Below are 17,437 nucleotides of genomic sequence, written 5' to 3' on the forward strand. Positions count from 1 at the left end.
GGGGGGGGCCCCGCCCCCCGCCCCGCCCCGCCCCCCGCCCGCGCCCCGCCCGCCCCCCGCGGGGGGGGGGCGGGGGGCGCGCGCCCCCGCCCGCGCCCCCCCCGCCCCTCCCTCGTCGCCGCCCTCTCCGACGCGCGGCGCCGGGCCGGACTGTCCCGGGCGGACGCGGAGGCACTGGCGGGCCTCGGCATCGACGTCGGCACGATCGTCGAGCGCGTCGAGGAGGCCCACGGCGCGGGCGCGCTGGCCGGCGACCGCACGGACGCCGGGTGGTGGTCGGGCCGCCTCACCTTCTCCCGCGAGGCGAAGACCGTCCTGGAGAAGTCGCTCCGCGTGGCCCTGGCCCGCAAGGACCGCGAGATCGGCGACGAGCACCTCCTGCTGGCCCTCACCACGCTCGGCGGCGTCGTCGCCGAGGCGCTGGCCGACCACGGCGTCACCTTCGACTCCGTCGACACGGCGCTCTCGTCGCCCGCGCCTCTCTGATCCCCGGTCCGACCGCGGGGACAAGCCCTCCGGGGGCTTTTACAGCAGTGGTGAGACAGCAATACTGTTGAACCATGGAGCAGGCGAGCGAGGCCCAGGGGCCCGTGTACACCGTGGACGAGCTGGCCGCGCGGGCCGGGGTCACGGTGCGGACCGTGCGGTTCTACGGGACCCGGGGACTGCTGCCGCCGCCCGTCATCGGCGCACGGCGGGTGGGGCACTACGGGCAGGACCACCTCTCGCGGCTCGCGCTGATCGAGGAGCTCCAGCGTCAGGGGATGACGCTGGCGGCGATCGAGCGGTACCTGGAGCAGCTGCCGCCCGATCTGAGCGCGCAGGATCTGGCCATCCACCGGGCCCTGGTGGCGTCGTGGGCTCCCGAGTCCGCCGAGACGATCACCCGGCGCGAGCTGGAGCGCCGGGCCGGGCGCGCGCTGACCGAGCGGGACGTGGACCGGCTGGCCGCGATGGGGGTGCTCGACCGGACGGACGGCACCGGCGCGGACCGGACCGGCGAGACGACCGCGGACCGGACGGGCGAGACGGCCGCCGGGCGGTCCGGCGGAACGGCCGCGGACCGGTCCGGCGACGCCTACCGGCTCGACGGTGCGCTGCTGCGGCTCGGTGTCGAGCTGCTCGACGTGCCCATCGAGCACGAGACGATCCTCGCGTCCCGGACGGTGCTCCTGGAGCACGCCCGCGCGGCCGCCCAGGAGCTCTCCCGGCTCTTCCGGGACGAGGTGTGGGACCCCTACCGGGAGAGCGGGGAGGACCCGGACCACCTGAGCGCGATGCGGTCGCTCTCGGCGCACATGCAGCCGATGGTGGTCCAGGCCCTCGTCACGGCCTTTCAGCGGTCCCTGAGCGAGGAGCTCAGGACGGCCTTCAGGAGTCCGTGAACACCTCGCCGCGCTCCGCCTTCTCCACCAGGAGCGCCGGCGGGGCGAACCGCTCGCCGTACGTCTCCACCAGCTCGCGCGCCCGGGCGACGAAGCCCGCGACGCCCCCCTCGTAGCCGTTGACGTACTGGAGGATGCCGCCGGTCCAGGCCGGGAAGCCGATGCCCATGATGGAGCCGATGTTGGCGTCGGCGACCGAGGTGAGGACGCCCTCCTCCAGGAGGCGGACGGTGTCCAGCGCCTCGGAGAACAGCATCCGCTCCTGCATGTCGCGGAACGGGATCTCGTACCCCGGCCTGGTGAAGTGCTCGCGCAGGCCCGGCCAGAGCCGGCCGCGCTTCCCGTCCTCGCCGTACTCGTAGAAGCCCGCTCCACCGCTGCGGCCGGGGCGGCCGAACTCGTCGACCATGCGGTCGATGACGGCCTCGCCGGGGTGGGTGACCCAGGTGCCGCCCTCCTCCTCGACGGCCTTCCTCGTCTCGTTGCGGATCTTGCGCGGGAGGGTGAGGGTCAGCTCGTCCATCAGGGAGAGCACCTTCGCCGGGTAGCCGGCCTGGGCCGCGGCCTGCTCGATCGAGGCGGGCTCGATGCCCTCGCCGACCATGGCGACGCCCTCGTTGATGAAGTGGCCGATCACCCGGGAGGTGAAGAAGCCGCGCGAGTCGTTGACGACGATCGGCGTCTTGTTGATCTGCCGGACCAGGTCGAAGGCGCGGGCCAGCGCCTCGTCGCCGGTCCGCTCGCCCTTGATGATCTCGACGAGCGGCATCTTGTCGACGGGCGAGAAGAAGTGCAGGCCGATGAAGTCGGTCTGGCGCTCGACGCCCTCGGCCAGGACGGAGATGGGGAGGGTGGAGGTGTTGGAGCACAGCAGGGCGTCGGGGGCGACGACGTGCTGGATCTCCTGGAAGACCTTGTGCTTGAGCCCGGTGTCCTCGAAGACGGCCTCGATGACCGCGTCGCAGCCGGCCAGGTCCGCCGCGTCGGCGGTGGGCGTGATGCGGGCGAGGAGGGCGTCCGCCTTCTCCTGCGTGGTGCGGCCCCGGGAGACGGCCTTGGCGCAGAGCTTCTCGGAGTACGCCTTGCCCTTCGCCGCGGACTCGGCGGAGACGTCCTTGAGGACGACCTCGATGCCGGCGCGGGCGCAGGAGTACGCGATGCCGGCGCCCATCATGCCCGCGCCGAGCACGGCGACCTTGCGGACCTGCCCCTTCGCCACGTCCTTCGGGCGGCTCGCGCCCGAGTTCACGGCCTGGAGGTCGAAGAAGAACGCCTGGATCATGTTCTTCGCGGTCTGGCCGATGACCAGCTCGGTGAAGTAGCGGCTCTCGATGACGAGCGCGGTCTCGAAGTCGACCTGGGAGCCCTCGACGGCGGCGGCCATGATGGCCTTCGGCGCCGGGTAGGGCGCGCCGTTCAGCTGCTTGCGCAGGTTGGCCGGGAAGGCGGGCAGGTTGGCGGCGAACTTCGGGTGCGACGGCGTGCCGCCGGGGATCCGGTGGCCGGGGACGTCCCAGGGCTGGTGGGACTCCGGGTGCGCGTCGATGAAGGCGATGGCCTTGTCCATCATCTCCTCGGGGGTGGCGGCGACCTCGTGGACGAGGCCGTTGTCCAGGGCGCGCCTCGGGGCGTACTGGGTGCCCTGGAGCAGCACCTTGAGGAGGGCGTCGGTGATGCCCATGAGGCGGACGGTACGGGCGACGCCGCCGCCGCCCGGCAGCAGGCCGAGGGTGACCTCCGGCAGGCCGATCTTGGAGCCGGGGGCGTCGAGGGCGACGCGGTGGTGGGAGGCGAGGGCGATCTCGTAGCCGCCGCCGAGCGCGGCGCCGTTGACGGCGGCGACGACGGGCTTGCCGAGGGTCTCGATGCGGCGGAGCGCGTTCTTGATCTCGATCGCGCTGTCGAAGATGTCCTGGGCGTGCTCGGGGCCCGCCTTGATCATGTCCTTGAGGTCGCCGCCGGCGAAGAAGGTCTTCTTCGCGGAGGTGTAGATGATGCCGCGGATGGAGTCCTTCTCGGCCTCCACGCGGTCGGCGATCGCCTTGATCGAGGCCCGGAAGGCCTGGTTCATGGTGTTGGCGGACTGGTTGGGGTCGTCGAGGACGAGGGTGACGATCCCGGTCTCGTCCTGCTCCCAGCGGATGGTGGTGCTCTCGCTCATGACTGCTGCTTCTCCGTGAGTAAGGGGTGCGGACGGGACGTCAGACGCGCTCGACGACGGTGGCGATGCCCATGCCGCCGCCCACGCAGAGGGTGGCGAGGCCGTAGCGCTTGTCCTGGCGCTCCAGCTCGTCGACGAGCGTGCCGAGGATCATCGCGCCGGTGGCGCCGAGCGGGTGGCCGAGCGCGATCGCGCCGCCGTTGACGTTGACCTTGTCCAGGGAGATGCCCATGTCCTTGACGAAGCGCAGGACGACCGCCGCGAAGGCCTCGTTGATCTCGACCAGGTCGATGTCGTCGATGGTGAGGCCCGCCTTGGCGAGGGCCTTGCGGGTGGCCGGGGCGGGGCCGGTGAGCATGATGGTCGGCTCGGAGCCGGAGACGGCGGCCGAGACGATCCGGGCGCGGGGCGTGAGGCCGTAGCGCTCGCCGACCTCCTTGGAGCCGATGGCGACGAGGGAGGCGCCGTCGACGATGCCGGAGGAGTTGCCGGCGTGGTGGACGTGGTTGATCTCCTCGACCCAGTGGTACTTCTGCAGGGCGACCGCGTCGAAGCCGCCGAGCTCGCCGATGTCGGCGAAGGAGGGCTTGAGGCGGGCGAGGGAGTCGGCGGTGGTGCCGGGGCGCAGGAACTCGTCGTGGTCGAGGACGGTGAGCCCGGCGCGGTCCCTGACGGGGACGATCGAGCGGGCGAAGCGTCCGTCCTTGACGGCGGCCGCGGCGCGCTCCTGGGAGAGGGCGGCGTACTCGTCGACGTCGCGGCGGCTGAAGCCCTCCAGGGTGGCGATGAGGTCGGCGCCGATGCCCTGGGGGACGAAGTTGGTCTCCAGGTTGGTCATCGGGTCGGCGAACCAGGCGCCGCCGTCCGAGGCCATCGGGACGCGCGACATGGACTCGACGCCGCCGGCGAGGACGAGGTCCTCCCAGCCGGAGCGGACCTTCATCGCGGCCATGTTGACCGCTTCGAGGCCGGAGGCGCAGAAGCGGTTCTCCTGGACGCCGGCGACGGTGTCGGGGAGTCCGGCGGCGATGGCGGCGATCCGGGCGATGTCGGAGCCCTGGTCGCCGACCGGGCCGACGACTCCGAGGACGATGTCGTCGATGGCGGCCGGGTCGAGTTCCGGATGGCGGGCCCGGATCTCCCGGATGAGGCCGACGACCAGGTCGATGGGCTTGGTGCCGTGCAGGGAGCCGTTGGCCTTGCCGCGTCCGCGCGGGGTGCGGATCGCGTCGTACACGTACGCTTCGGTGCTCACGGGAAGCCTTTCGCGGTGAGGGTTCTTCGAGGGGTGCGGGACGGGGTCAGCCGAGCAGGGAGCGGCCGATGATCTCCTTCATGATCTCCGTCGTACCGCCGTAGATGGTCTGGATCCGGCCGTCGGTGAAGGCGCGGGCGACCGGGAATTCGCTCATGTAGCCGTATCCGCCGTGCAGTTGCAGGCAGCGGTCGGCGACCCGCTTCTGGAGCTCGGTCGCCCACCACTTGGCCATGGAGGCGTGGACGGCGTCGAGGGCCCCGTTCGCGTGCTCCTCGATGCAGCGGTCGACGAAGGTCCGGGTGACGGCGCACTCGGTGGCCATCTCGGCGATCTCGAAGCGGATGTGCTGGAGCCGGGAGAGCGGGCGGCCGAAGGCCTCGCGGTCCTTGACGTAGGTGGTGGTGAGCTCCAGGAGGTGCTCCGCCCCGGCGATGCCCGCGACGGCGATGGCCAGGCGCTCCTGGGCGAGGTTGGTCATGAGGTGGAGGAAGGCGCCGTTGAGCTCGCCGAGCAGGTTCTCCTTCGGGACGCGGACGTCGGTGAAGAAGAGCTCGGCGGTGTCCTGGGACTTCTGGCCGATCTTGTCGAGGTTGCGGCCGCGCTCGAAGCCCTCCGCGCCGCGCTCGACGACGAGGAGGGAGAGGCCGTGGGCGCCGCCCTCCGGGGTGGTGCGGGCGACGACGACCACCAGGTCGGCGAGGATGCCGTTGGAGATGAAGGTCTTGGAGCCGTTGAGGACCCAGTGGTCGCCGTGGTCCTCGGCGGTGGTGCGGATCCCCTGGAGGTCGGATCCGGCGCCGGGCTCGGTCATGGCGATGGCGGTGACGAGCTCGCCGGAGCAGAAGCCGGGCAGCCAGCGGCGCTTCTGCTCCTCGGTGCCGAGCGAGGTGAGGTACGGGCCGATGATGTCGTTGTGCAGGCCGATGGCCAGTCCGGGGGCGCCGGCCCGGGTGAACTCCTCGGCGAGGACGGCGCCGTAGCGGAAGTCGGGGTTGCCGCCGCCCCCGTACTCCTCGTCGACGGCGATGCCGAGCAGCCCCTGCCGTCCGGCGGCGAGCCAGACCTCGCGGGAGACGATGCCGTCCTTCTCCCACTGGGCGTAGTGGGGCAGCACCTCCTTCTCCAGGAAGGTGCGGACGACCGCCCGGAAGGCCTCGTGGTCGGCGGTGTACAGCTGACGCTTCATGCTTCGGGCTCCTGGATCCTCAGGGCGGGTACGGCCCAGTCGCGGGCGACCTCGGCGGTGTCGGCACCGGGCAGGGCGGGGCCCGTGCGCAGGGTGCCGGGGGTGACGGAGAAGCGGGGCGCGGGGGCGGGCTGGGGGATCCCGTCCCGCTCGGTGAAGGTGGCGCGGGCGGCCAGGTGGGGGTGGGACGGGGCCTCGCGCAGCGAGAGGACGGGGGCGACGCAGGCGTCGCTGCCGTCGAAGACGGTGGTCCACTCCTCCCGGGTGCGGCTCCGGAAGCGGGCGGCGACGGCCTCGCGCAGTTCGGGCCAGCGGGCGAGGTCGTGGCGGGCGGGTGCGAGGTCCTCGATGCCGAGGAGGCGGACGAAGTCCGCGTAGAACCGCTCCTCCAGGGCGCCGACCGCCATGTGGCCGCCGTCGGAGGTCGCGTACACGCCGTAGAAGGGGCAGCCGCCGTCGAGGAGGTTGACCCCCCTGCGGTCCTGCCAGCCGCCGGCCGCGAGCATGCCGTGGATCATGGTGGTGAGGTGGGCGGTGCCGTCGACGATGGCGGCGTCGACGACCTGGCCCTCGCCGTGCGTCCGGGCGTGCTGGAGGGCGGCGAGGACACCGATGACGAGGTAGAGCGAGCCGCCCGCGTAGTCGCCGACGAGGTTGGCGGGGACGGTGGGCGGGCCGTCCGGGTCGGGGCCGATCATGCCGAGGGCACCGGTGATCGCGATGTACCCGATGTCGTGTCCGGCGGTGGGGGCGAGCGGTCCGTCCTGGCCCCAGCCGGTCATCCGGCCGTAGACGAGGCGGGGGTTGCGGGCGAGGCAGGCCTCGGGGCCGACGCCGAGGCGTTCGGCGACGCCGGGCCGGTAGCCCTCGACCAGGATGTCGGCCCGCTCGACGAGGTCGAGCACGGTCGCGGGGCCGTCCTCGGCCTTGAGGTCGACGAGGACGGAGCGCTTGTTGCGGTTGGTGAGGTCTCGGGCGGGGTCGATGCCGAGGCCCGCGCCGCCGGGGCGGTCGACGCGGACGACGTCGGCGCCGAGGTCGGCGAGGAGCATGGCGGCGAAGGGGCCGGGGCCGATGCCGGCGAGTTCGACCACGCGCACCCCGGTGAGGGGGCCGTTGCGGGCGGTGTGCGTCGTGCTCATCGAGCCCCCTGGAGTGTGTGACACCAATGATGTAACACCGAAGATGCTAGGAACGTGTTCCACTCGGCACAAGCCCCCGAGCCGAGCAAGCGCTTGGAAATTCCGGGGCCGGGGCGGAGGCGGGAGCCCCCCGCTGGTCCGCTATCCTCCGCCGACGACAACCGCGCGCGGCGGCGCGGTCCGGCCGAGACGAGGGGCTTGATGGAGACAGGGGCGGGCGTGGGACGCGAGAGCGGAACGAGGCCGTACGACGTGGTCCTCTACGGGGCGACCGGCTTCGTGGGCGAGCTCACCGCGGAGTACCTGGCCGAGCACGCGCCCGCGGAGTGCCGCTGGGCGCTCGCCGGGCGCAGCCTCGGCCGGCTGGAGGCGCTGCGGGACCGGCTCGCCGCCGGCCGCCCGGGGCTCGCCGCGCTGCCGCTGCTGGTCGCCGACGCGGCCGATCCCGGCTCGCTGCGCGCACTCGCCGAGTCCGCCCGGGTGGTGGCGACGACGGTCGGCCCCTACGTCTGGTACGGCGAGGGGCTGGTCGCGGCCTGCGCGGAGGCGGGCACGGACTATCTGGACCTGACCGGTGAGGCCGAGTTCGTGGACCTCATGTTCGTACGGCACGACGCCCGCGCCCGGGAGACCGGGGCCCGGATCGTGCACGCCTGCGGCTTCGACTCCGTCCCGCACGACCTGGGCGTGTACTTCACCGTCCGGCAGCTGCCCGAGGACGTGCCGCTGCGCGTCGACGGCTTCGTGCGGGCCGGGGCCGCCTTCTCCGGAGGCACCTTCGCCTCGGCGCTGACGGCCTTCGGCCGGGGCCGCGAGATCCTGCACGCGGCGCGCGAGCGGCGCCTGCACGAACCGCGCCTGGTGGGCCGCCGGGCCCGCGCACCGCTCGGCGGGCCGCGGTTCAGCCGGGAGACGGGCACCTGGGCCCTGCCGCTGCCGACGCTCGACCCGCAGGTCGTGGCCCGCTCGGCGGCGGCCCTCGATCGGTACGGCCCGGACTTCCGCTACCGGCACTACGCCTCCGTGAAGACCCTCCCGATGGCCCTCGGGGGCGCCGCCGCCGTCGGCCTGGGTGTCACGGCCGCCCAGCTCCCGCCGGTCCGGTCCTGGCTGATGGACCGCTACTCCGCGGGGCGGGGACCGTCCGAGGAGCGGCGCGCCCGCAGCTGGTTCTCGGTCCGGTTCGTCGGCGAGGGCGGCGGGCGACGGGTCTTCACGGAGGTCTCGGGCGGAGACCCGGGCTACGACGAGACGGCGAGGATGCTCGCCGAGTCGGCGCTCTGCCTCGCCTTCGATCCCCTGCCGAAGACGGCGGGCCAGGTGACGACGGCGGTGGCGATGGGCGACGCCCTGACCGCCCGCCTCCGGGCGGCGGGCATCCGCTTCCGGGTGGCGCACCGGGGCTGAGGGAGCCGGAACGGGTCCGGTGTCCCGCTCCGGTCCCGGCGGTCAGGGCCGTACGAGCCGGAAGGGGTGGCCCGCCGGGTCCGTGTAGACGCGCCAGGGGCCGTCGCCGCTCCCGCCGTCGAGCGGTACGGCTCCGAGCGCGAGGACGGACGCGTGGGCGGCGGCCAGGTCGTCGACCCGTACGTCGAGGAGGAACTGCTGCTCGGGCGCGCCCCAGACGGGCGGACGGTGGTCGGCGACGCCCTGGAAGGCGAGGACCGGGCCGCACGCTCCGCGCAGGACGGCCGAGCCTTCGCCGACGGCCCAGCGGGGATCGGGACTGTCGATGTCGCCACCGATCAACTCTTGGTAGAACGTCGCGAGTTCGAGGGCGTCGGGGCAGTCGAGGACGACACACCGCAGCCGCCCGATCATCCGAGCGTCCAGCGGACCAGGACGTACAGGATGGCGCAGGTCCAGGCGAGGGCGAGCGCAACGGACGCGGCCAGGACCGGAGTCAGGCCGCGTCCGTCCGAACGCGGCGGGGTGGCAAGGGGTGTCGTCATGGGCCCACTCTGCCGGGCCGGGCGGCCGGCCGGTATCCGTACGCGTACTCAGACGTCCCCGAGCGCCTTGGTCAGGGCCCTGCGGCAGAGGGAGTCGGCGCGCCGGGTGGTCTCCGGGATCCGGTAGCGCGGGGCGAGGTGGAGGGTGTGGGCGCAGGCGTTGGCGAGGGAGACGCGGTGGCCGACCGAGACGAACACGGGCTTCACGCGGGCCTGGGTGCGCAGGGCCCGGCCCACCTCCTCGCCCCCGGCCAGCAGCGGGGCGGCGTCGCCGCGGGCGGGGCCGGGCTGCTCGTAGGTGAAGGTGAAGGGGTTCTTGGCGACGCCGACGGCCGGCCGCCCGGTGAGCACCCCGAGGTGGCTGGCGAGGCCGAAGCGGCGGGGGTGGGCGAGGCCGTAGCCGTCGCAGACGAGGAGGCCCGGGTCCGCGGTCAGGGCGGCGAGCGCGGCGAGGACGGTCGGGATCTCCCGGAAGGCGAGGAGTCCGGGGACGTACGGGAAGGAGACCCGGCCGACCGCCGTCGCCTCCTCCACCACGTCCAGGGTCCGCGCGTCGAGGACGACGGCCGCGGCGGCGACGAGGTCCCGCTCGTCGTCGTAGGCCACGTCGAGCCCGGTGACGTGGCCCTCGCCGACGGCCGGTCCCTCCTCGTCGGTCACGAGCCGGCCGCGCAGCTCCCGCTGGACGGCGCGGGCGGCGCTCTCGTCGGCGGGCCAGCCCGCCGGAATCTCGATGATCGTCATGATGCGGGCCACCCTACGGCCGGTGGGCGTGCCGTTCCGAGGGCTGGGACGTCACGGCTCCGCCCGGACCGCGGGCGGTAGCCTGACGATCATGTTCGTACTGGAATTGACCTACACCGCGCCCGTCGAGCGGGTGGACGCGCTGCTCGACGCCCACGTCGCGTGGCTCGACGCGCAGTACGCCGAGGGCGTGTTCCTGGCGTCGGGCCGGAAGAACCCGCGGGACGGCGGCGTGATCCTGGCCGCCGGGGTCGACCGCGCGGAGATCGAGAGGATCGCGGCGGCCGACCCGTTCAGCGTCGAGGGCGTGTGCGCGTACCGGATCACGGAGTTCTACGCGACCAAGACGGCCGACGGGATCGCCGCGTACCGGGAGGAGCTGCCCGCCTAGGGGGTGGCTTGTCGATCAGGCCGGATCAGGGAGCGGTGCCGGACGCCACGACCCCGCCCTCATCCGCGGGCCTGCCCCTGGGGACGGACGGCGAGCCGGGCGATGCGGCCCTTCTCGCCCGCGGCCCAGCAGGAGCCGTCGGGGGTGCAGTCGACCGTGTCGTACGAGCCGGTGTCGACCGTGCGCCAGGTGCGGCCGCCGTCGGTCGTCAGGTCGGTGCCGGTCGGGCCGACGGCGAGCGCCGAGGCCTTGCCGCGCGGGAGCCAGGCGACGCCGGAGCGGTAGGCGGGCGGCGGCGTGACCGAGGGGCGCCAGGTGCGGCCCCCGTCGGCGCTGACCGCGCCGGCCCGCGGCGACGGCTGGTCCTTGCGGTAGTCGCCGCCGACGGCGATGCCGTGCGCACGGTCGCGGAAGGCGAGCCCGAAGACGCCGCGGGCCGGGTCACCGGCCGGGATCGGCGTGTCCCGGGCGGTCCAGGTCAGCCCGCGGTCGGCGGAATGCAGCACGCGCGCGGTGGCCCCGCCGCCCGTCGCCAGCCACACGTCGCGGGGTCCTGCCGACACCAGGCACTGGCCGCTCGCGGCGAAGCCCGCCTCGCCGGGCAGCGCCTCCGGCATTCCGGCGTTCGGCAGGACCTGCCAGGAGCGGCCGCCGTCGCGGGTGGAGAGGATGCGGTACTTCCCGTCGACCGGGTCGCTCATGGCGAGTCCGTGCCGGTGGTCGAAGAAGGTCATGCAGTCGTAGAAGGCCCGCGCGTCGGTGTTGCGGAAGGACTCGGTCCAGGTGGCGCCGCCGTCCTCGGTGCGCAGCACCCGGGAGGCCTCGCCCTCCCCGATGGCGAGGACGACGGCCCGGCGGGCGTCGAAGGCCTCGACGTCGCGGAACTCCAGCTCGCCCGCGCCGGGCGGCGAGACGTTCCGCCAGCTCCGGCCGCCGTCGGTGGTGCGCAGCACCGTGCCCTTCGAGCCCGCGGCCCACGCGGTCCTGCGGTCGACCGGCGCGAGCCCCCGGAAGCGGGCGTCGGTACCGGTCGGTGTCAGCTGCCAGCCGGCCGCCGCCGTGGGGGTCTCCCCGGCCCGCGCCGGGGCGGCCAGGGTCAGCGCGAGCGCCGCCCCGATCAGCCCCACCGACATCGTTCGTCTCGTCTTCCCCATGGACGTCATGGCGCCGGAAGCTAGTGCCCCGGGCCGCTCCCCGTCCAGGGTGCGTCCCCGGCCGGGCCTTCCTAGGCTGGTCGCATGACGGAAGGTGAAGGTGCGACGGAGGAGCGGCCCCGCCTCAAGGAGTACGAGGGCGAGGGCATCACCGTCACGTTCGAGCCGCGCCGCTGCCTGCACGCGGCCGAGTGCGTCCACGGCCTGCCGGAGGTCTTCGACCTGTCCCGGCGCCCGTGGGTGCTGCCCGGCGCCGCCGAGCCCTCCCGGGTGGCCGAGGTCGTCCGCCGCTGCCCGTCCGGGGCGCTGCAGTACCACCACCACCCCGAGGACGCCGTGCCCGAGCCCGGCGACTCCCCCACCACCGTCCGGCGCACCCCGGCCGGGCAGCTGGTGGTCCGGGGCGACCTGGTCGTGGCCGGCGCGTACGGGGAGCGGCACGAGACACGGGTGATGCTCTGCGGCTGCGGGGCCTCGGAGAACCAGCCGTACTGCGACCGCTCCGGCCCCTGCGCGGAACCGGACGACGACGTCGCCGAGGACCGCTGACCTCGCGGGATCGCCGTCGGTGACACACGTCACGTGGGGAGCGAGTGCACGTTCGGGCCGCCCCGCTCGTCTTGAGGGGTGTCAGGTGCCCTGGTGTCGGGGAGACGCACAGGATCCGAAGCCCGTGTGAGAGGAGCCGGTCTTGTCCGCCGTCATCGAGCAGGCCGTGCAGGCCCGTCTGGTCGCGTCCGCGCCCCGGATGGAGACCGTCCCCGCCACCTTGCGGTACGACCGCGGGGATCCGTACGCCGTGAGCATGGCCTTCCCGCCGCCGGCGACCCTGGAGGGCGTCGAGGTCTCCTGGGCCTTCGCGCGCGAGCTGCTCGTCCAGGGCGTCGAGCGCCCGGCCGGGGTCGGGGACGTGCGCCTGCGCCCGTACGGCTACGACCGCACGGTGGTCGAGTTCCACGCGCCGGAGGGCGTGGCCATGGTCCATGTGCGCACGTCCGAGCTGCGCCGCTTCCTGGAGCGCTCGCAGCACCTGGTCCCGGCGGGGCGCGAGCACCAGTACCTGGACTGGGACCAGGACCTGGCGGAGCTGCTCCGCGAGCACCCGTAGGACGGTCCCCGTTTAATCGTTTGCCGCTCCTCCGGTGCGGGACGTACGGTCGGTCCTGACCCTGTCGTCACCCGATCGGAGAAGGACGTTGCTCGTCTGAGGTTGCGAGACACCGAGCCGCGCGTGCCCCCTGTGCCGCGTGTGCCGTTCTCGACCTCGGCGTACGAGCCGTATCTTCCCGTGCCCGCGCCCCGGTGTCTCCCGCGTTGCTCCCTTTCTCACGCTCGCGCGACCCCGGAGGCCCGTATGGCGCATCACCCCACTTTCATCACCTGCTCCTCCCTCTCCTTCTCCTGGCCGGACGGCACCACGGTCCTCGACGACTTCCGGCTCTCGGTGGGCCCCGGCCGCACCGGGCTCGTCGGGGTCAACGGCTCCGGCAAGTCCACGCTCCTGAAGCTGATCGCGGGCGAACTGGCCCCGCTGGACGGCACGGTGAAGGTCACCGGCGAGCTCGGGTACCTCCCGCAGAACCTGGTCCTGGACACCTCGCGCCGGGTGGACGACATCCTCGGCATCGCCGCCCGGCGCGCCGCGCTGCACGCCATCGAGGCGGGCGACGCCTCGGAGGAGCACTTCACCGCGGTCGGCGACGGCTGGGACGTGGAGGAGCGGGCCCGTGCGGTCCTCGACCAGCTCGGCCTCGACCACGTCGGCCTGGACCGGACCGTGGGCGAGATCTCGGGCGGCGAGTCCGTGCTGCTGCGCCTCGCCGCGCTGCTGCTCGCGCGACCTGACGTACTCCTGCTCGACGAGCCCACCAACAATCTGGATCTGCACGCCCGCGCACGGCTCTACGAGGCGGTGGAGAAGTGGTCCGGGGTGCTGGTCGTGGTCAGCCACGACCGCGAACTCCTGGAGCGGGTCGACCAGATCGCCGACCTGCGCGACGGCGAGGTCGAGTGGTACGGCGGCAACTGGTCCGCGTACGAGACCGCGCTCGCCGCCGAACAGGAGGCGGCGGAGCGGATGGTGCGCGTCGCCGAGGCCGACGTGCAGCGTCAGAAGCGCGAACTGGCGGACACCCGGATGAAGCTGGCGCGGCGCAAGCGGTACGGACAGAAGAGCTTCGAGAACAAGGTCGCCTCCAAGATCGTGGCGAACGGCCGGAAGCGCGACGCGCAGGTCACGGCCGGCAAGCAGAACACCCTGCACGCGGAGCGCCTCTCGGAGGCGCGCGAGCGGCTCGACGCGGCGGTCGAGGCGGTACGGGACGACGACGAGATCCGCGTCGAGCTGCCCCGCACCTCGGTGCCGCCGGGCCGCGAGGTCCTGCACCTGCGGGACCTGGAGCTGCGCTACGGCGCCCGGGTCGACGGCGCCTTCGAGCTGCGGGGCCCGGAGCGGATCGCCCTGGTCGGCCGGAACGGCGCCGGGAAGACGACGCTGCTCCGTACGATCGCCGGGGAGCTGGAGCCGGTGTCGGGCGAGACCGACGCGCGGGTGCCTCTCCGGTTCCTGCCGCAGCGGCTCGACGTGCTCGACGACGGGCTGAGCGTCGTCGAGAACGCGGCCCGGTTCGCGCCCGCCGCGACGGGGAACGCGATCCGGGCACGGCTCGCGAGGTTCCTGTTCCGGGGGGCGCGGGCGGATCAGCCCGTCGGCACCCTGTCGGGCGGGGAGCGGTTCCGGGCGACGCTGGCCGCGCTGCTCCTGGCGGAGCCCGCTCCGCAGCTGCTGATGCTGGACGAGCCGACGAACAACCTGGACATGGCGTCGGTGCGGAAGCTGACGGCCGCCCTCGACGCCTACGAGGGGGCCCTGATCGTGGCGAGCCACGACGTGGCGTTCCTGGAGTCGCTGGGGATCACGCGCTGGCTGCTGCTCGACGGCGAGCTGCGGGAGACGACGGCGGAGGAGGTCAGGGGGACGGCCCCGGCCCGGTCCTGACCGGCCGGACGGCCCTCAGCGGTGGAGTAAGGCCCAGGACTTGGTGCCGCCGCCGGGCGTGAGGACGGGGGCGAGTCCCCAGTCCCCGCCGTGCGCGTCGACCGCCGCGGTCAGCAGCCACATGCTGCGGCTGCGGCGGTCGCGGCACTCCTCGGCCGCGCGGGGCGCGGCATGCGCCGGATGCTGGTCGTAGAGGACGATCCGCAGGGCCTCGAACTGCCAGCGGACGCGCAGGATCATCTCCCGGTCGGGGGTGAACCGGTAGGCGGCGGAGACGAGTTCGGAGGCGGCGAGGACGGCGGTGTCGCGGAGGTCCGAGAGGCCGTGCCGGTCGAGGAGCGAGCGGATCGCATCGCGCGCGAGTCCCGCGCAGTAGGCGCCGCCGGGGAGCAGCAGGGAGTAGCTGAGGTTCTCCGCGGCAGGGGGTATGGGCCCGGCCGCGGCGGCGGTCGGGAGGCAACGCAGGGCGCCCGTCATCGGTTGCTCACATTTCCTCGTGCATGGGGGGGGGTTCCTGCACACGGGCATGGTAGCCCCGTGTGAGACGCGCGTAACCGACCGTAGCGTACGACCGGAGCACAGTGCTACTACTTGTGGGCACTCATGCCATTCCGGCCAAAACGGCGGCCCGTCCGGAGCCGCGGCGTCACGGAGCGAAAGGGAGAGAGCGCGTGCCACCCAGGAGCAGCCCGACGGCGCGACAGCAGCGCCTCGGGAGCGAACTGCGCAGACTGCGCGAACAGTCGGGGATGCCGGCCCAGCAGGCCGCCGCCCTCCTGGGCGTCGACCGCACCCGCAACCCGAACATCGAGTCCGGCCGCTTCGGGATCAGCGCCGAGCGCGTCCGCACGCTCGCCTTCAACTACGGCTGCCCGGACACCGGGCTCGTCGACCTCCTCGCCGGCATGGCCCAGGAGCGGGACCGCGGCTGGTGGGAGGAGCACCGCGGGCTGCTGCCGCCCGCGCTCCTCGACATCGCCGAACTGGAGTTCCACGCGTCGGAGTTGGAGACCTCCGTCACCACCCACATCCCGGGCCTGCTGCAGACCGAGGAGCACGCGCGGGCGGTCTTCGCCACCGCCGTCCCCGCCCTGCCGGGCCCCGACCTGGAGGCCAGGCTCGCCCTGCGGCTGCGCCGCCGGCAGATCCTGGACCGGGAGCACCGGCCCGTGCGGTACGAGGCCGTGATCCACGAGGCCGCCCTGCGCATGCGGTTCGGCGGACCGGAGGTCACGCGGGCCCAGCTGGAGCACATCCTGGCCCACACCGAGCGGGAGAACGTCTCCGTGCGCGTGATCCCCTTCACCGCGGGCGGTTTCCCCGGGGCGGGCCAGTCGTTCACCTATGTGTCCGCGCCGGTGCCGCAGCTCGACACGGTCCAACTCGACTCGTCCCACGGTTCGCTCCTGCTCGACACCGACATGCAGTTGCGCCGCTACCGCGGGCTGCTGGACCGGCTGCGCGCCCTCGCGCTGTCCACGACCGCATCACGCGCGTTCGTCCACGCCGTATCCCAGGATCTGTGAAGGGCCCCCACACCATGAACGTCTCCGCCGACGCCCCCGCCGCCCCGACCGCCCCCGCCGCCGCGATCGACTGGGACGAGGCCTTCTGCAGCGAGGGCGCGAACTGCTTCCGCTTCGGCCTCGACGACTCCGGCCGGGCCTACATCGGCTCGACCCTCGCGCCCGGCGCGTACGTCAGCGACTCCGTCGAGGCGCTCCGGGCGCTCATCTCCGCCGTGAAGGCCGGTGCGGCCGATCATCTGCTCTGAGCCGCGGGGCCTCAGCGCTGCGTAGTCGACACCACGGCCGGCATCTGCCGACGAGGACGTGACCTGCATCTCCGACACCCCGTCGGAGCAGCGCACATAACGGAACGTAATCGGACATCGCCGGGACAAGCTTGGCCGACGCCTTACGGAGCCTTAACCTACGGTCTCGTAACCTACGAATCCGTAGGTATGCCCGTATGCCCTTCTCCGTCCCCAGGAGTTCCCGTGACGCTCACCTCTCCCCACCTCGGCAGCTCTGCGGAGTGGACCGACGCGCGCCTGCTCTACGCGCTGGAAGAGGTCGTCGAGAAGGAGCTCAACCGGCACCTGAAGGTCACCAAGGACTGGATGCCGCACGAGTACGTGCCGTGGTCCGACGCCCGGAACTTCCCCGGCTTCTTCGAGGACGGCGAGGCCTGGGACCCGTCGCAGTCCAAGGTCACCGACATCGGCAAGATCGCCCTCGTCGTCAACCTGCTCACCGAGGACAACCTCCCGAGCTACCACCACGAGATCGCCAGCCTCTTCGGCCGCGACGGCGCCTGGGGCACCTGGGTGCACCGCTGGACCGCCGAGGAGGGCCGCCACGGCATCGTGATGCGCGACTACCTCCTCGCCTCCCGCGCCGTCGACCCGGACAAGCTGGAGCAGTTCCGGATGGCGCACATGAGCGAGGGCTTCGAGTCCGACAACCGGCACTCGATGCTGCACTCCGTCGCGTACGTCGCCTTCCAGGAGCTCGCCACCCGCATCTCGCACCGCAACACCGGACACCAGTCCGGCGACCCGGTCTGCGACCGGATGCTCAGCCGCATCGCGCTCGACGAGAACCTGCACATGGTCTTCTACCGCAACCTGCTGGGCGCGGCCTTCGAGCTCGCCCCCGACCTGACCATGCAGGCCGTGCGGGACGTCGTGGTCAACTTCCGGATGCCCGGACACGGCATGCCCGGCTTCGAGCGGGCGGCCGCGCAGATGGCGATCGGCGAGATCTACAACATGCGCATCCACCACGACGACGTCCTCCAGCCCGTCCTGCGCTTCCTCAAGGTCCTCCAGATCGAGGGCCTCGGCCCGGACGGCCTGCGCGCCCAGGAGGAGCTGGGTCTGTACATGAACGGCCTGGACAGCGAGGCCAGCAAGTTCGACGAGAAGCTCGCGGCCCGCAAGGCCCGGATGGCCGCGCGCGCGGCCGGCTGAGCCGCCCGCCGACGCCGGAGCGACCCGGGGGGGGGGGGGGGGCGGCCCGGGGGGGGGCCCCCCCGCAGCAAACGGGAGCCCCCCCCCCACCC

At 73.3% G+C, this 17,437-nt stretch carries 19 protein-coding genes; 10 read left to right on the forward strand and 9 right to left on the reverse strand.

Annotated elements, in window-relative coordinates; translation table 11 throughout:
* Positions 1-333 precede the first annotated feature (333 nt).
* Both ACFV2S_RS35130 and ACFV2S_RS35135 read left to right on the forward strand, forming a co-directional pair.
* Complete coding sequence (locus ACFV2S_RS35130; RefSeq protein ID WP_385569206.1) at positions 334-486, forward strand: Clp protease N-terminal domain-containing protein; 153 nt, start codon at positions 334-336, stop codon at positions 484-486.
* Positions 487-560: 74 nt separating this feature from the next.
* Positions 561-1,385 carry a MerR family transcriptional regulator gene (locus ACFV2S_RS35135; protein ID WP_385569210.1) on the forward strand — a complete coding sequence of 275 codons (825 nt, stop codon included), beginning with the start codon at positions 561-563 and terminating at the stop codon, positions 1,383-1,385.
* On the opposite strand, the gene ACFV2S_RS35140 is transcribed toward ACFV2S_RS35135, so the two are convergent.
* From ACFV2S_RS35140 to ACFV2S_RS35155, 4 genes are read right to left on the reverse strand one after another with little or no spacing between them, the layout of a single operon-like run.
* Positions 1,372-3,546, reverse strand: a complete 2,175-nt coding sequence (locus ACFV2S_RS35140; protein ID WP_385569215.1) for a 3-hydroxyacyl-CoA dehydrogenase NAD-binding domain-containing protein — start codon at positions 3,544-3,546, stop codon at positions 1,372-1,374. The two genes, ACFV2S_RS35135 and ACFV2S_RS35140, sit on opposite strands and share 14 nt — an antisense overlap.
* 40 nt (positions 3,547-3,586) lie before the next feature.
* Positions 3,587-4,801, reverse strand: a complete 1,215-nt coding sequence (locus ACFV2S_RS35145; protein ID WP_385569218.1) for an acetyl-CoA C-acetyltransferase — start codon at positions 4,799-4,801, stop codon at positions 3,587-3,589.
* A 46-nt stretch (positions 4,802-4,847) separates the two neighbouring features.
* Positions 4,848-5,990, reverse strand: coding sequence for an acyl-CoA dehydrogenase family protein (locus tag ACFV2S_RS35150; RefSeq protein ID WP_385569223.1), 1,143 nt, complete (start codon positions 5,988-5,990; stop codon positions 4,848-4,850).
* A complete protein-coding gene (locus ACFV2S_RS35155; RefSeq protein ID WP_385569227.1) occupies positions 5,987-7,132 on the reverse strand; it encodes a CaiB/BaiF CoA transferase family protein in 1,146 nt (381 codons plus the stop codon). The genes ACFV2S_RS35150 and ACFV2S_RS35155 overlap by 4 nt, the downstream gene beginning before the upstream one ends.
* A gap of 219 nt (positions 7,133-7,351) precedes the next feature.
* Here ACFV2S_RS35155 and ACFV2S_RS35160 point away from each other — a divergent pair, with 219 nt between their 5' ends.
* Positions 7,352-8,539 carry a saccharopine dehydrogenase family protein gene (locus tag ACFV2S_RS35160; protein WP_385569230.1) on the forward strand — a complete coding sequence of 396 codons (1,188 nt, stop codon included), beginning with the start codon at positions 7,352-7,354 and terminating at the stop codon, positions 8,537-8,539.
* A 42-nt stretch (positions 8,540-8,581) separates the two neighbouring features.
* Here ACFV2S_RS35160 and ACFV2S_RS35165 read toward each other — a convergent pair whose 3' ends face one another.
* The 3 genes from ACFV2S_RS35165 to ACFV2S_RS35175 are packed head-to-tail and all read right to left on the reverse strand — an operon-like array spanning position 8,582 to position 9,828.
* Positions 8,582-8,953 carry a VOC family protein gene (locus ACFV2S_RS35165; RefSeq protein ID WP_385569235.1) on the reverse strand — a complete coding sequence of 124 codons (372 nt, stop codon included), beginning with the start codon at positions 8,951-8,953 and terminating at the stop codon, positions 8,582-8,584.
* Positions 8,950-9,084 carry a morphogenic membrane protein MmpA gene (gene mmpA / locus ACFV2S_RS35170; RefSeq protein WP_385569239.1) on the reverse strand — a complete coding sequence of 45 codons (135 nt, stop codon included), beginning with the start codon at positions 9,082-9,084 and terminating at the stop codon, positions 8,950-8,952. Before mmpA ends, ACFV2S_RS35165 begins: the two co-directional genes overlap by 4 nt.
* Before the next feature lie 48 nt (positions 9,085-9,132).
* Positions 9,133-9,828 carry an endonuclease V gene (locus tag ACFV2S_RS35175; RefSeq protein WP_385569244.1) on the reverse strand — a complete coding sequence of 232 codons (696 nt, stop codon included), beginning with the start codon at positions 9,826-9,828 and terminating at the stop codon, positions 9,133-9,135.
* Positions 9,829-9,919: 91 nt separating this feature from the next.
* On the opposite strand from ACFV2S_RS35175, the gene ACFV2S_RS35180 reads away from it, so the two are divergent.
* On the forward strand, positions 9,920-10,219 hold the full coding sequence (locus tag ACFV2S_RS35180; RefSeq protein WP_383788079.1) for a YciI family protein: 300 nt from the start codon (positions 9,920-9,922) through the stop codon (positions 10,217-10,219).
* Between the two features lie 59 nt (positions 10,220-10,278).
* On the opposite strand, the gene ACFV2S_RS35185 is transcribed toward ACFV2S_RS35180, so the two are convergent.
* A complete protein-coding gene (locus ACFV2S_RS35185; RefSeq protein WP_385569247.1) occupies positions 10,279-11,382 on the reverse strand; it encodes a WD40/YVTN/BNR-like repeat-containing protein in 1,104 nt (367 codons plus the stop codon).
* A gap of 75 nt (positions 11,383-11,457) precedes the next feature.
* Here ACFV2S_RS35185 and ACFV2S_RS35190 point away from each other — a divergent pair, with 75 nt between their 5' ends.
* From ACFV2S_RS35190 to ACFV2S_RS35200, 3 genes are all read left to right on the forward strand, one after another.
* On the forward strand, positions 11,458-11,922 hold the full coding sequence (locus ACFV2S_RS35190; protein WP_385569252.1) for a (4Fe-4S)-binding protein: 465 nt from the start codon (positions 11,458-11,460) through the stop codon (positions 11,920-11,922).
* 142 nt (positions 11,923-12,064) lie between these two features.
* Positions 12,065-12,481 (forward strand): SsgA family sporulation/cell division regulator, encoded by a 417-nt coding sequence (locus ACFV2S_RS35195; RefSeq protein WP_362144407.1) that lies wholly within the window; start codon positions 12,065-12,067, stop codon positions 12,479-12,481.
* A gap of 246 nt (positions 12,482-12,727) precedes the next feature.
* Positions 12,728-14,371, forward strand: coding sequence for an ABC-F family ATP-binding cassette domain-containing protein (locus ACFV2S_RS35200; RefSeq protein ID WP_385569257.1), 1,644 nt, complete (start codon positions 12,728-12,730; stop codon positions 14,369-14,371).
* A gap of 15 nt (positions 14,372-14,386) precedes the next feature.
* Here ACFV2S_RS35200 and ACFV2S_RS35205 read toward each other — a convergent pair whose 3' ends face one another.
* A complete protein-coding gene (locus ACFV2S_RS35205) occupies positions 14,387-14,848 on the reverse strand; it encodes an ATP-binding protein (RefSeq protein WP_385569261.1) in 462 nt (153 codons plus the stop codon).
* A gap of 194 nt (positions 14,849-15,042) precedes the next feature.
* On the opposite strand from ACFV2S_RS35205, the gene ACFV2S_RS35210 reads away from it, so the two are divergent.
* The 3 genes from ACFV2S_RS35210 (at position 15,043) to ACFV2S_RS35220 (ending at position 17,345) form a co-directional block, all read left to right on the forward strand.
* The gene (locus tag ACFV2S_RS35210; protein WP_385569266.1) at positions 15,043-15,897 is read left to right on the forward strand and encodes a helix-turn-helix transcriptional regulator; all 855 of its coding nucleotides are present in this window, start codon (positions 15,043-15,045) and stop codon (positions 15,895-15,897) included.
* A gap of 14 nt (positions 15,898-15,911) precedes the next feature.
* Positions 15,912-16,145, forward strand: a complete 234-nt coding sequence (locus ACFV2S_RS35215; RefSeq protein ID WP_385569270.1) for a hypothetical protein — start codon at positions 15,912-15,914, stop codon at positions 16,143-16,145.
* A gap of 225 nt (positions 16,146-16,370) precedes the next feature.
* Entirely contained in the window at positions 16,371-17,345 is a 975-nt protein-coding gene (locus ACFV2S_RS35220) for an acyl-ACP desaturase (protein ID WP_382871857.1), read from the forward strand.
* Positions 17,346-17,437: the final 92 nt, after the last annotated feature.

Origin of the sequence: Streptomyces sp. NPDC059695 (assembly GCF_042733785.1) — a bacterium.
Lineage (GTDB): Bacteria > Actinomycetota > Actinomycetes > Streptomycetales > Streptomycetaceae > Streptomyces.

Excerpts from the sequence above, each read along its gene's own strand:
- ACFV2S_RS35135 (WP_385569210.1), top strand. The coding sequence starts at position 561 with ATGGAGCAGGCGAGCGAGGCCCAGGGGCCCGTGTACACCGTGGACGAG.
- ACFV2S_RS35140 (WP_385569215.1), bottom strand. The coding sequence starts at position 3,546 with ATGAGCGAGAGCACCACCATCCGCTGGGAGCAGGACGAGACCGGGATC.
- ACFV2S_RS35150 (WP_385569223.1), bottom strand. The coding sequence starts at position 5,990 with ATGAAGCGTCAGCTGTACACCGCCGACCACGAGGCCTTCCGGGCGGTC.
- ACFV2S_RS35155 (WP_385569227.1), bottom strand. The coding sequence starts at position 7,132 with ATGAGCACGACGCACACCGCCCGCAACGGCCCCCTCACCGGGGTGCGC.
- ACFV2S_RS35165 (WP_385569235.1), bottom strand. The coding sequence starts at position 8,953 with ATGATCGGGCGGCTGCGGTGTGTCGTCCTCGACTGCCCCGACGCCCTC.
- mmpA (WP_385569239.1), bottom strand. The coding sequence starts at position 9,084 with ATGACGACACCCCTTGCCACCCCGCCGCGTTCGGACGGACGCGGCCTG.
- ACFV2S_RS35175 (WP_385569244.1), bottom strand. The coding sequence starts at position 9,828 with ATGACGATCATCGAGATTCCGGCGGGCTGGCCCGCCGACGAGAGCGCC.
- ACFV2S_RS35180 (WP_383788079.1), top strand. The coding sequence starts at position 9,920 with ATGTTCGTACTGGAATTGACCTACACCGCGCCCGTCGAGCGGGTGGAC.
- ACFV2S_RS35185 (WP_385569247.1), bottom strand. The coding sequence starts at position 11,382 with ATGACGTCCATGGGGAAGACGAGACGAACGATGTCGGTGGGGCTGATC.
- ACFV2S_RS35190 (WP_385569252.1), top strand. The coding sequence starts at position 11,458 with ATGACGGAAGGTGAAGGTGCGACGGAGGAGCGGCCCCGCCTCAAGGAG.
- ACFV2S_RS35200 (WP_385569257.1), top strand. The coding sequence starts at position 12,728 with ATGGCGCATCACCCCACTTTCATCACCTGCTCCTCCCTCTCCTTCTCC.
- ACFV2S_RS35205 (WP_385569261.1), bottom strand. The coding sequence starts at position 14,848 with ATGACGGGCGCCCTGCGTTGCCTCCCGACCGCCGCCGCGGCCGGGCCC.
- ACFV2S_RS35215 (WP_385569270.1), top strand. The coding sequence starts at position 15,912 with ATGAACGTCTCCGCCGACGCCCCCGCCGCCCCGACCGCCCCCGCCGCC.